General features: G+C 57.7%; 8 protein-coding genes and 1 tRNA gene. 6 read left to right on the top strand and 3 right to left on the bottom strand.

The features are described from left to right. Positions 1-360 precede the first annotated feature (360 nt). The 5 genes from I6J26_RS00315 to I6J26_RS00295 all read left to right on the top strand — a co-directional run bounded on the left by I6J26_RS00315 (position 361) and on the right by I6J26_RS00295 (position 8026). The gene (locus tag I6J26_RS00315) at positions 361-573 is read left to right on the top strand and encodes an antitoxin (RefSeq protein ID WP_115022226.1); all 213 of its coding nucleotides are present in this window, start codon (positions 361-363) and stop codon (positions 571-573) included. 254 nt (positions 574-827) lie between these two features. After that, positions 828-2231 carry a WHG domain-containing protein gene (locus tag I6J26_RS00310; RefSeq protein WP_115022224.1) on the top strand — a complete coding sequence of 468 codons (1404 nt, stop codon included), beginning with the start codon at positions 828-830 and terminating at the stop codon, positions 2229-2231. A 363-nt stretch (positions 2232-2594) separates the two neighbouring features. Beyond that, positions 2595-4262, top strand: a complete 1668-nt coding sequence (locus I6J26_RS00305; protein ID WP_115022221.1) for a hypothetical protein — start codon at positions 2595-2597, stop codon at positions 4260-4262. A 732-nt stretch (positions 4263-4994) separates the two neighbouring features. Further along, the gene (locus tag I6J26_RS00300; protein WP_181815370.1) at positions 4995-7346 is read left to right on the top strand and encodes an FtsX-like permease family protein; all 2352 of its coding nucleotides are present in this window, start codon (positions 4995-4997) and stop codon (positions 7344-7346) included. Beyond that, positions 7343-8026, top strand: coding sequence for an ABC transporter ATP-binding protein (locus tag I6J26_RS00295; protein WP_115022216.1), 684 nt, complete (start codon positions 7343-7345; stop codon positions 8024-8026). The genes I6J26_RS00300 and I6J26_RS00295 overlap by 4 nt, the downstream gene beginning before the upstream one ends. Positions 8027-8072: 46 nt before the next feature. Here I6J26_RS00295 and I6J26_RS00290 read toward each other — a convergent pair. From I6J26_RS00290 to I6J26_RS00280, 3 genes are all read right to left on the bottom strand, one after another. Then, positions 8073-8146, bottom strand: a tRNA-Pro gene (locus tag I6J26_RS00290). A 119-nt stretch (positions 8147-8265) separates the two neighbouring features. Continuing rightward, the gene (locus I6J26_RS00285; RefSeq protein WP_115022214.1) at positions 8266-8664 is read right to left on the bottom strand and encodes a YchJ family protein; all 399 of its coding nucleotides are present in this window, start codon (positions 8662-8664) and stop codon (positions 8266-8268) included. Between the two features lie 8 nt (positions 8665-8672). Further along, positions 8673-9860: a bifunctional alpha/beta hydrolase/OsmC family protein gene (locus I6J26_RS00280; RefSeq protein WP_181815369.1), complete on the bottom strand. Its 1188-nt coding sequence runs from the start codon at positions 9858-9860 to the stop codon at positions 8673-8675. A gap of 98 nt (positions 9861-9958) precedes the next feature. Between I6J26_RS00280 and secA2 the strand changes: the two genes are divergently transcribed. Next, a complete protein-coding gene (gene secA2 / locus I6J26_RS00275) occupies positions 9959-12250 on the top strand; it encodes an accessory Sec system translocase SecA2 (protein WP_115022211.1) in 2292 nt (763 codons plus the stop codon). The last annotated feature ends 83 nt before the right edge of the window (positions 12251-12333 follow it).

Here is a 12333-nt window from a genome sequence, read left to right as displayed (position 1 = left end):
GGGTACAGGGGCCCGTAGCTGAGGCGTAGTGGCTCACCGCAAGTTGTTGAACGAAAAGGGGCAACCAGAGGGGGTAAACTTTCGTTAGGAAGCTTAAAATTCTCAGCTAAGGCTGCCGGCATGGAGGACCGGTGTAGGCCAAAGCGCATTCATAAAATACGTGGCGAAGATCGCAACTCATAGGTACCGTGGGTGGCGCGGTCGCAAGGAGTTGACGAAGGCTGCTCTGTACTGTGGTGTCGAATGGCGGCGAACATTTCCGTCGTTGTTACTGCCCTCCAGTATCAAGGGGAGAGCCCCAGTTACTCGCCGCGACCTCTGCGAATTAGAGATGTAGTTAGAAAGAAAGGATGATACTCCATGGGTATCTTCGACAAGGCTAAGGATGCACTGAACTCTGACAAGGGCGAGCAGATCTCCGACTCTGCACTGGATAAGGGTGCTGACCTCGCTAAGGGCAAGCTCGGTGAGGATAAGGCTGACAAGATTGACTCCGCACGCGATCAGCTTGATGAGCGTGTTGGCAACCAGGGCGCTGAGGGTAACCAGCCGGAGCAGAACGACCAGAAGTAAAGAGGTCTTTGCTCCGCTCTCCTGAGTGGTGTCCTAAATGTGGGCACGCTTGGGGAGTGGCACAGTGCAGCTGAGTCCGGTTCCACATGTGTGGAGCCGGACTCTTTTTCTATCCACTATGATGAATACTACATGTCCACTATATGAGAAAACGATTTTCATAGGCTGAACTTCAAGCTGTGTAGAAGATTAGTAGACGCTAAGTTGTATTGCCTGAAAATAAATCGACAATGCTACTGGGTAAGCTTATAGCCGTGATTACTTCAGTAGGTGTGGAAAAGGGCGGCCAGCCCTCACGGCAACTCCTTATTGAACAAGCCAGCCGTGTGATCGCTAAGGCCGGCATGGACGCAGTTCGGCTGCGCGACGTTGCTGACCAAGTCGATGTGCCCTTAGCGGAAGCCCAGGAGCATTTCGCAACTGACGCTGAATTAGTAGAAGAAACCAAGGAGACCTTGAACCAGGCCCTTCTGTCTGTGGTGGATTTGCACTTCAGTCGTCTCCCGGACAATGCCTCTGCGGTGGATAAGCTGCGTTCTGCAGCGATGTCATATTTCTCCTTTGCTGTGGAGGAGCCCACCTCTTTCGCCGCCTTCACCGCGGTACAGGCATCCCCACGTGAGGGTTTGACCGCCGAAGTGTTTGCTGAAAAGGGTGGCAGCGCTGACACGTGCCCCATTCTTGAGCTTCTCTACAATTTGACGAAAGATGCCATGGCTGAATCTGGAGGCACTGCAGATGCTCGTGGCACGATGCTTTCTGCATTGGCCATCTTCTCGCATCTCCATGGTGTAACCCAGTTAGCCGCCGAAGGTATCCTCCGCTATCTATCGCCCGCTGCCAAAAAGCAAACCTTTGGCGGAGTTATGGACACTTTGAGTGTGGGGCTCATCCCCTTCTTCCAGGGGGAGCGCGTTGAACACACTGCGCCTTTCGGTTTGGTGGGTGAGCAGCCCGAGCCTCTGCTGACAAAGGCGGTTGATTTCCCGCGCGAAACCGAGGAAGAGAAGCGTACTGCACTGCTTCGTGGAGCAATCGAAGAGGCTCTCGACCACGGTGTCACTGGTTTGCACATTGGCGGTGCCGCGACTCGTGCTGGGCTGACCGTCCAAGAAGCGGAGCATCTCATCGAAAGCGACCAGGAGCTGGCCAGCTACCTGGAGCGATACCTTGACAAGATTAACTACGAGTTTATTTACCGTCAGGTAGCTGCGGTGCCGGAAGGTTCCGGCGCAGTACCCAAATTGAGGGCCACTGGTTACGGTTATGTGTCTCATGCGCTGGCTGATCCGCTCGGCTTTGAAGCGCTCATCAAGATTGCTTCCGGGCCCATCGTTCCGATGTCCTTCGAGGATGACTTCCTGCCGAACGCAAATAAGGCTGCGGAAGTTCAGCGTGACTTCAGCGAATTCGGTCAAGCTTTCGGTTTCATCATGTCCCTAGTGCGCGAAGCAATCGATGAAGCTGATGGCCCCCGTGCACCTTGGGTGCTCTACACTCTCGTGATTTCTGTCTGGGCCGGTGCTCATGGTCTGGCCATGTTGAGCACCAAGGGTCCATTGCGTGAATACTCCGCCGACTTTATCTTCGAGATTCTCACGCATTACATGGATATTGAGCTTGGTGGCATCATGCGCAGCCTTGGTGGTGCGAAGTAGCTTTCGGGCTTCGGCTCATTTGTGGTGCTGTGTTTTGCGTCACTGTTCCCTGTCTTTCTCTCAGGAAAGGCAGGGTATATTTTTAGTGAACGGTCCTCGCGCTGACCTAAGAATCCGCGCGATCTACCGCGAAGTGCCCACGTGGGGGACGGCAAGTCTTTGGTTTTACCTGTATCCACATTCTGAATGTAAACACTGTGAACTGGTGTTATGTCGCATGTGGTTAAGATTCCCAGATAGGGGCAATAGTTGCTCAAGTGTAGAAATTAATTTTAGAGGGCGGTACTGTGGCCTCGTCCGAAACTCATCCCGCAATTGTGTTGCGGTAAGCAATTCTTCATTGAGCATTAAGGAAGAACTACCATGCGCCCTATTTCCTCCCGTATTGTCGCCACTGCGGTGGCCGTAGCCACTTTCTCGTCCGTCATCGTTGCACCTCAGGCATTTGCAGTGGAGGCGCTTGAAGACTCCGCCTTTGTTCATGAGCAGTCTGGGTCTGACACGGTGGACGTCAATGGCACCATCTTTGACGAAGACGGCAACCTCATCGATTCCAACAATGCCGGTGACAACGCTCTCGATGAGATCGAGCGGGAATCCCGTGCCAACGATTTCGGCTTCTACGGCACTGACGATGCGAAACCATCCACTCTCGACGAGCTGAAGACCACCAAAGCCACGACGCCCGACGTGACTGTGACGGCTGTGGAAAAGAACGGCAAGCTGATGTGTGAAATCTCGGATGCCCCGGGCAAGGAAGGACAGCTGCTGGAACGCAAGCTCGACCTTGCCAAGGCGTTCTACGACGGTGGCAATAAGCTCCTGCAGACCGTTTGGGAGATTATCCCGGTAGTAGGGGACCTTGTTCCTGCAGATTTCATCAAGAAGATTGGGGCCATCTCGTGGGAAAAGATTGAGGAGCTCGTTCGTAAGGGCGAAGCGGATAAGTCCGTAACGTGGGACCTGGCTCGCGCACAGGGCATGGCGATCGGACGGATTGACAACGCAGACGCGGAGGTTGATCTCAAGAACCCTGATGCAGCAAAGAAGACCGTTTCTAACCTCATCAAGTTCGCCGATGGTGCCTTTGGTAAAGGTGTGTCTGTAGTCCTCAAGATTTTCAATGCTGCGGTAACAATCGCAGGTCTTTTCCCAGGCGCTAATGCTGCGAAGGAATTGAAGCTTTCCGACACCCAACGTGCTGAGATTGAAAAGACTCTTGGCGGTATTTCTACTTCTGCCTCTGCGCTTGCCGCGGTCAACGCACCTGCCGGCCAGAAGTGTGCTGACATGTTGAACGGCAAGAAGGTCAACAACGATGAGCCGACCAAGCCTAGTGACGAGACCAAGCCTAGCGACGAAACCAAGCCTAGCGACGAAACCAAGCCCAGCGACGAAACCAAGCCCAGCGACGAAACCAAGCCCAGCGACGAAACCAAGCCCAGCGACGAAACCAAGCCCTCTGAAACCCCTGAACCGGGCGCTGACGGTAAGGACGGCAAGGATGGCGAGCCTGGCCGCGACGGCAAAGACGGCGTTGACGGTAAAGACGGCGAGCCTGGCCGCGACGGCAAAGACGGCGTTGACGGTAAAGACGGCGAGCCCGGTCGCGACGGAAAGGACGGCCGCGACGGCGAAGACGGTCGCGACGGCAAGGACGGCCGCAATGGCGAAGACGGCCGCGACGGAAAGGACGGCCGCGACGGCGAGGATGGCAAGGACGGCGTTGACGGTAAAGACGGACGAGACGGTTCCAACGGCATGAACGGTGCCCCCGGCGCACCTGGTCGTGACGGAGTCGACGGTCAAGATGGCCGCGATGGTCTCAACGGTCTCAACGGTCGTGACGGTGTAGACGGCAAAGACGGAAAGGATGGCAAGGACGTCGATACGTCCTCGATGGTGGGTTACTCCTTCCTCGCTGCAATCCTTGGTGGCGGTCTCATCGTGTCTGTCTTGGGCGCGATGGACTACCTCTACCTCCTGGGCTACCTGCCCAAGGAAGGCATCCCGTGGCGAGCTGACCGCTAGTTGAGGAGGCTTTCTGCGGTGTAGCCGAGATAGCTCACGCAAATAGTTTGAGGCCACATCCCCGGCTCTTAGCCAGGAGGTGTGGCCTTGCTCTTTTCGTGGGCTTGTTGATCGACGGTTGTGCTGACACGGGGGCATCGTTGCGGCATAAGAGTAAAGAGCACACCGTGCTTTGCTTTCCATGGCAACGCCCACGATTCCCACGAGTTCTACAAGTCGGTTTTCAGCGGTAGGCTCGAAATCCAGACCTATGTGGGCAGCTCGAGAGTGGGGGAGGTTATTTCGGCATGGTGGTTGACCAGTGTCGTGTTGGCCTTAACATCACAGTCTCGAATAGCAGCGGTTCGCCAGAGGCGTAGGCCCAAGGGCGATGGGGGACGAGGGATCGCACCATTCATAAAAGCTACCCAGAACGTCAACCTTTCCGAGCCGTCCGCTTCCGGCGAGCCCACCGCCGAGCCTTGTGAGGCTCCTGCCGGCGGAGCCGATGGCGCGGAAGGCAATGACGCTGATATGTCCTCTATGGTTAGCACTTTCTTCCTCGCGGCCCTTCTTGGCGGTGGAATCTTTGCACCATGTGGGTACTTGGGAGGTAGTGCGGAAAGCGGAGGATATAGTGGGGGACATCATGGCGCACAATCCGTACGTGGGAGGGCGGTGCTGAAGTAAACTCGACCTTACAGGGTAAGGCTATCTTTCGACGGTGAGGTGATCCACCCCATGTTTGGCCGAATGCTTCGCAACGATGTCCGTCGAAATACGGTGTTGACCTTTGCAGTTGCGGCCCTCATGGCGGTCTCGGTCGCGCTGGCGACGGCAAGTGCTGGGCTGATCGCGCAATTGGGCGGGGCAGCCGATGCTTTGCTCGACCAAGCGCGGGCACCACACCTCGTGCAGATGCATGCGGGGGACGTCGATAAGCACAGCATTGACAGGTTTGCCCACGACAACCCGAATGTCACCGACCACCAAGTCGTCGAACTGCTGACCCTCAACAGCTCTGACCTTGTCTTTGCTGGCGTGGACCAACGCGATAACGTCCAGCAGAACTCACTCGTTGTTCCACCGAAGAGTGGGGACCTCTTGCTTAATGAGGACAACCAGCCCATCGACGCGGTAGAGCCCGGTACCGTCATCATGCCGATCATGTACAAAATTGAGGGTTCCCTGCAGGTAGGAGACGTTGTGGAGATCGGCACTGGGCCCGGTGCGCGAACATTGTCGGTCGTAGGTTTCACGAGGGATTCAATCATGAATCCACCGATTGCCGGTTCCAAGCGTATCGCGGTCAGCGAAGCGGATTTTGTGGATATCGCTCGCTACTACGGCACGCGAGAGTACCTTATCGAGTTCTGGGTACAGGATCCGGACACCCAGATCCCAACTGTGAGCACCGCATACATGGATGCAGGATTGCCGAATAATGGCCCTACGGTGGACCGTGCTACCTTCCGTATGTTCATTGCAGTGGGCGAGGGGTTTAGTGCCGGAGCGATTATCTTGGCGTCGTTGCTTCTTCTCATAGTGGGGTTGCTCGTTCTGCGCTTGTCGTTCCTGACAACGTTGCGCCACGATGTCAAGGAAATTGGCGTGCTCAGTGCTATTGGCGTACCCACGAGCAGGATCCGGCGGCTGTATTTGGTGAAATACGCTGCGCTAGCTGCCGTCGCTGCCGTAGTGGGGCTGGCACTTGGTCTAGGGTTGTTACCCCTGATGACCCGGCGGCTATCTGCCTACCAAGGCGTGCAGCATGGTGCGGCGGGTGTGGCCGGCGCGATGTGTGGCGCACTGCTGATGTTTGTTCTTACCGTGCTGTTTGTCCTCGTCATGTTGTGCAGGGTGGGACGCACGAGCGCCGTGGAGGCGCTCCGAGCAGGAGGCACACAGGAGGTTGGCAGGGGACCGCGCCTCCGCCTCGCTACGGCGAAGCGGACACCGACCAATATTCGTCTGGGCTTTATAGCGCTGCTGCGTGGATTGAGCGCGCACGTCCTTCTCTTCTGCGTTCTGGCAATTTCTACCTTCATCGTCATTGTGCCCACCGCTGCAGCCAACACAGCCAATGATCCGCGGTTCAGCACCTACATGGGCATTGCGCAGGCAGACGTTTACATGGGCTGGCGTGCGGAATCGCTTGCGGATGCGGACATTGCTCACGACATTGATGCCACCCTCCAAGAGTCAGATTCCGTGGCTCAACACGTCCTCACCAGAACGTCTCGTCACGATGTGCTTGCGGCTTCCGGAGAACGCATCAGCATGAACATTGTCAGCGGCAACCACGACACCATGCCCACCGCCTATGTCGAGGGCCATGCGCCCCGAACCCCTAACGATATCGCTTTGCCTTTGATGTCCTTGAGCGCAACCGGATATGAGGTGGGGGAGAAGATTCCCGTGGATGTGCAGGGTGAACTCAAACCACTGACCATCGTCGGTTCTTACCAGGACATCACCAACGGCGGCAAGACTGCTAAGGCGCTGTTAGATCCCGAGCCTGAAGATGTTACGTGGTATACGGTGCTGGTTGATCTTCAACCTGGCGTTGAGTCTGAGGACGTGCTGGAGGAGTGGTCTCACCGTTGGCCCAAGGCTAACCCCGTCGCTTTGGCGACCATGGCAGAGCAAACCTTTGGACCCGTGGCACGCTCCCTGCGTACGGTGGCTCTTATTATCCTGGCCACAGCGGCACTGCTTGCCGCTTTGATCACGCTGATGTTCGTGCGCATGCTTATTGCTACCGACTCGACGCCGATTGCCATTCAGCGCGCGTTGGGCAACACCGACGACGGCATCCGTACTCAGTACCTCACTCGGACTCTTTCCGTGCTGGCGTGCGCGGTTCCGGTTGGAATGGTATTGGCCCTCATCGCTGGGGAGGGTGTGTTCAACCTCGGTATGGAACTCATCTTCGGCGGGATGGAGGCGGCCGGTCAAGGTGGCAGCCAGATTCAGCTCATGGTTAATCCCTGGTTGGTTTATGGTCTTGTTCCGCTCGTTCTTTCTCTTTCGGTTGCCGCTGCCACCTGGCTGGGTAGCCGCTCCATCAGCCGTACCCATATCACGGAGGTGACTGCGCAATGACAACCATTCTGTCCGCCCGCAACGTAACCAAGGCTTTCGGCGATAACACCGTGCTTCACGGAATTAGCGTCGACATTGCTGCCGGGGACATGGTGGCCATTACCGGGCCTTCTGGGTCAGGAAAATCCACGCTGCTTTATGCGCTCAGTGGAATGGATAGCGTTACCTCGGGGGAGGTGACACTCTGCGGCGAAGACCTCACCCAGCTCAGCCAGAAGGAATTGGCGCGACTGCGACTGACACAGATGGGCTTCGTCTTCCAACAGATCCACCTGCTCACTAACCTCAATGTGCTCGACAACATCATTTTCCCTGCCTTCCTTGCCGGCCTTGCGCCGCGGGATGAGCTCGTGGAACGAGCGCACGAACTCATGCAGAACTTGGGTGTAGCACCCCTAGCGCGCCGCGACATTACCGAAGCCTCGGGAGGCCAACTCCAAAGAGTCGGCATCTGCCGCGCGTTGATCAACAAACCGCGCATCATCTTCGCTGATGAGCCCACGGGTGCTTTGGACAGTGAGAATAGCCGCCAAGTGATGGACATCTTCCGTGATATCAATGCTGCGGGCACGACGATCGTCATGGTTACTCACGATGAGGACATCGCAGCCTCGAGTCCTCGCCGAGTTCACCTTGTCGACGGGCTCGTGGACTATGACACTCGCGCGAAAGAACATTAAAAACGAAGAAAGCTGGTCAGAACTTGTCTGACCAGCCGGAAAGCTGTCGGACTAACAGGATTTGAACCTGCGACCCCTACACCCCCAGTGTAGTGCGCTACCAAACTGCGCCATAGTCCGCCGTCGCACTCATTGGTGCAACTGCTACAGATTACACCAGCGGTATTCGCTTCAACAAATTGCTGTTCAGGGGGTATTTCGCTCAGCGGTTGAGAGGGCGAGGGGATTGCTCGGCGGCGCTAGAACTCACCAGCGGAGTAGACCCACAGCCCGTCCTGGCGGCGGAAAGAGGAACGCTCGCGCTGGGAACCTTTCGCTGCACCTTTGTAGAAGGCCTCGAATTCGACGATGCCGGAGTCATCGAGTGGGCCACCGGCGACGGTGTCGATAATGTCGAGGCGGTAAAAGCGGATGCCGGTATCGGCCAAATCCAGGCGCTCGGGGCGGGTTTCAGGATCCCAGGTGCGCAATAGGTAGTCTTCGTCGCCGGTGACGAAAGCGCTAAACCGGGAGCGCATAAGAGCCTCCGCCGAGGGCGCAGGTGTACCCGCGTGGTAGCGCGAGCAACATTCGCCAAAGGTTAAACCTGTGCCGCAGGGGCACCGAGCACCTGAGTCGAGAGGGTTGAGAACGATCATTGCTGGGCCTAGGAGCTGACGGCCTCGTTCGTCACGATGGTGGTCGTAACGGTGGCATTGAGGAGGGCGTCGATGGGGGTGGCCATGGAGGCGTCGACAAGCGCGGTGCGTTGAGCCGCACTCAAGGAATCCGGAAGCGAAATGGTGCGTGTAAAGGAGGAGTCGGAATCCTGGGCGACGGTAACGCTGATAGCCTCGACAGCCTTAGCATCGACCTTGTGTTCCTTGCCCGCAGCCTTCAGAGTTTGGGTGGTAGCGGTGGCGAGGGCCGACATGAGCAGACCTTCAGCCGTAAAGCCTTGGCCCTTGCCGCCGTCCTTCTTTGTGCGGTCAGCAGTAACGGTGTGCTCGTTGCTGCGTACGATGACTCCCATGCGCGAGCCCATTGCCGGAATGGCGACGGCGGTCGCAGCGTCGACGGGCTCCGGGAGGTTTTCCGGCACAATGTACTGCTCAGCCCAAGCCCCAATGAGATCCGCAGCGCGCGCCGCGGCGCCTTGCTTCGTCACGAGGTGGTCTGCCTTGTCCAAGGCCACGAGGGATTTGGGGTAGCGCGTGGTGAGGAAGATGTTCTGGGCGTTATCGATGCCGACGGTCTGATCAATCGGGGAGTGCAGCAAAAGCAGCGGTTTGCGCAGGCGCGGCAGGTAGGTCTCCGGGTTGGTCTCAGCCAGATCCTCGAGGAAGTGGCGGGAAATCGTCAGCGCGCGACCGCCAAGGGTGACTTCAACCTCGCCATTGGCGTCGACCTCACCAATCTTGTCGGCGTAATGAAGAACGGAGTGCGCTGGATCAAACGGTGCGCCAATAGTGGCCACAGCCTTAAGGGAGCGAATGCCGTTTGCCGCTGCGAGGGAAGCAGCGCCACCCAGCGAGTGGCCCATGAGTAGCTGCGGGGCAGAGTAATTATTGCTCAGCCACTCAGCGGCAGCCTGAATGTCCGCGACGTTCTGGCTGAAGTTGGTCTCCCCAAAGTTACCTTCGGACTGGCCAAGACCAGGAAAATCAAAGCGTAGGGTGGCGATGCCGAAGTTGGTAAGCTGCTTGCTCACGCGGGCCGCACCCGGCGTGTGGCGGGAGCCGGCAAAGCAGTGCGCGAAGATAGCGAAAGCTTGTGGTGGGGTGTCAGGGAAGTCGATAGTTCCGGCCATCGCGGTGCCGGTACTGGAGGGGAGCGTCACGTTCACGGATTGCATGCCAATAAGGATATAAGGGCAAGTGCGAGGCTGCGAACCGGGGTTGACTAGAGTCGAGAGAAGACGAGTAAGGTCGCTCAGAAAGGTGAGGAGTGCACATGGGCGCATTCGATTGGTTCTGGAAGGCGATGGGTGCGCAGTCCGAGCGCAACAACAAGAAGTCCAAGGCTGTGGTAGCAGCTGCGGATTCCGCGGCAGAGGACGTTGGGGCACTCGATGACGCCTCCGTGGCTGCCGCTGCCCGCTCGTGCGTCAAAGATGGCGCGATTGCGGATAAGTCGCAGTTCCTCGCTGCCTTGGCCGTAGCGAGTGAACGCAAGCTTGGCATGCGCCCCTTTAACGTGCAATCCCAGGCGGTGCTCCGGCTGTTGGAGGGGGATGTCATCCAAATGGCAACCGGTGAGGGCAAGACACTGGTCGGTGCTATGGCAGCTACCGGCTTTGCCCTGACCGGCAAACGCGTGCACGTGGTGACGGTGAACAATTATCTGGCCGCCCGTGACGCCGAGTGGATGCGCCCGCTCGTGGAGTTCTTTGGCCTTACGGTCGCCTCCGTGACGGAAAAGCTGGGACCTGATGAGCGGCGCGAGGCATACCGCGCTGACATTATTTATGCCCCGGTTAATGAGTTGGGCTTCGATGTGCTGCGCGATAATCAGATCACCTCCCGTGAGCAAACCGTTCAGGCCCGCGCCGACGTTGCGCTCGTCGATGAAGCAGACTCTGTACTAGTCGATGAGGCCCTGGTTCCCCTTGTTCTGGCCGGCAATCGCCCCGGCGAAGAGTCGACCGGTCATATCACCAATGTGGTGTCCCGCCTGCGCGAAGACCAGGATTACGTCATCGCGGAAGATGGGCGCACGGTGGCGCTCACCGATGACGGTGCTGCGCGCGTCGAGCGGGAACTAGGCATTGATTCGCTGTACTCCGAAGAGAACATTGGCTCGGTGTTGGTCAAGGTCAACTTGGCTTTGCACGCAAAGGCTCTGCTTATCCGCGATATCCACTACATCATTACGGATGGCAAGCTGCAGCTTATCGACGCCTCCCGGGGCCGCGTTGCCGACCTACAGCGCTGGCCCGATGGCCTCCAAGCAGCCGTGGAAGCGAAGGAAGGCCTTGAGGTTTCTGAAGGGGGCCGCATCCTCGACACCATTACCCTGCAGGAACTGATGCGGCGCTACCCCTTGGTGTGCGGGATGACGGGTACGGCCGTTGAAGCCACTGACCAGCTGCGCCAATTCTATGACCTGCATGTCTCCGTTATCGATCGAAATAAGGAGCTGCAGCGCTTCGACGAGGCTGACCGGATTTATGCGACTATTGATGACAAATCGAAGGCCATCGTTGAAGAAATCGCTGCCCTTAATGCCACTGGTCAGCCGGTGCTCGTGGGCACGCATGATGTGGCCGAGTCTGAGGATCTCGCCGAAGCACTGAGGCAACGCGGCATTGAGGTGAGCGTGCTCAATGCCAAAAACGATGAGGATGAGGCTCGTATTGTGGCTGAGGCCGGCGACCTGGGGAGGGTCACCGTCTCTACCCAAATGGCTGGTCGTGGTACCGACATCAAATTGGGTGGTGCCGATGAGGCCGACCGTGATGTGGTGGTAGAGAAAGGAGGTCTCGCAGTGCTGGGCACCTCCCGTCACCGCTCGTCGCGTTTGGACAACCAGCTACGCGGCCGCGCCGGACGGCAGGGCGACCCTGGGATGTCCGTGTTCTTCGTCTCCCTTGAGGATGATGTGGTCCAGCAGGGAGGAGAGGATGAGTCCCTGTCCGCACGCCCGGATGCTGACGGCCGCATCGAGTCCAAGCGAGTGAGCGATTTCGTGGCGCACTGCCAGCGCGTGACCGAGGGGCAACTGCTTGAGATTCACGCGCAGACCTGGAAGTACAATCAGCTGCTTGCGGACCAGCGCATCATCATCGATGAGCGCCGTGCCAAGCTTCTCGATACCTCCCAAGCGTGGGAAGAATTAGCCGAGCGCGCCCCGCAGCGGGCCGCCGAGCTTGCCGACGTCCCCCAAGACGCCCGCGAGCGCGCCGCCCGGGAGATTATGCTTTACCACCTGGATCTATCCTGGGCAGATCACCTCGAGCTTATGGACGATGTTCGCGAGTCCATCCACCTGCGTGCCATTGCGCGTGAAACCCCCATCGATGAGTATCACCGTATCGCCGTTCGCGAGTTCAAGGACTTAGCCCAACGCGCAGTGGATGATGCTGTTGAGACGTTCAACACTGTAGTGATCGATTCTGATGGCGCCCATTTGGAGGACCACGGTCTTTCCCGCCCGAGTGCGACGTGGACCTACATGGTGTCTGATAATCCACTGGCAGGAGGCGGAAACTCGGTGCTCAAGGGCATTGGAAATATTTTCCGTTAATATAATTTCTCTGGTGGTGGCTCGCGAGGGCAGTGGAGTCGCTACTATGGATTTAGTCAATATCGATCCGACCCTTCGGAGGT

This window comes from Corynebacterium minutissimum (genome assembly GCF_016889765.1).
Taxonomy (GTDB): domain Bacteria; phylum Actinomycetota; class Actinomycetes; order Mycobacteriales; family Mycobacteriaceae; genus Corynebacterium; species Corynebacterium minutissimum_B.
The sequence above is the reverse complement of the archived record's forward strand: the minus strand, read 5'-3'. Positions and strand labels throughout refer to the sequence as shown.

What these genes read in the sequence shown, in the direction of transcription:
- I6J26_RS00315 (WP_115022226.1), top strand. Translation starts at nt 361, where the DNA reads ATGGGTATCTTCGACAAGGCTAAGGATGCACTGAACTCTGACAAGGGC.
- I6J26_RS00305 (WP_115022221.1), top strand. Translation starts at nt 2,595, where the DNA reads ATGCGCCCTATTTCCTCCCGTATTGTCGCCACTGCGGTGGCCGTAGCC.
- I6J26_RS00300 (WP_181815370.1), top strand. Translation starts at nt 4,995, where the DNA reads ATGCTTCGCAACGATGTCCGTCGAAATACGGTGTTGACCTTTGCAGTT.
- I6J26_RS00295 (WP_115022216.1), top strand. Translation starts at nt 7,343, where the DNA reads ATGACAACCATTCTGTCCGCCCGCAACGTAACCAAGGCTTTCGGCGAT.
- I6J26_RS00285 (WP_115022214.1), bottom strand. Translation starts at nt 8,664, where the DNA reads ATGATCGTTCTCAACCCTCTCGACTCAGGTGCTCGGTGCCCCTGCGGC.
- I6J26_RS00280 (WP_181815369.1), bottom strand. Translation starts at nt 9,860, where the DNA reads ATGCAATCCGTGAACGTGACGCTCCCCTCCAGTACCGGCACCGCGATG.
- secA2 (WP_115022211.1), top strand. Translation starts at nt 9,959, where the DNA reads ATGGGCGCATTCGATTGGTTCTGGAAGGCGATGGGTGCGCAGTCCGAG.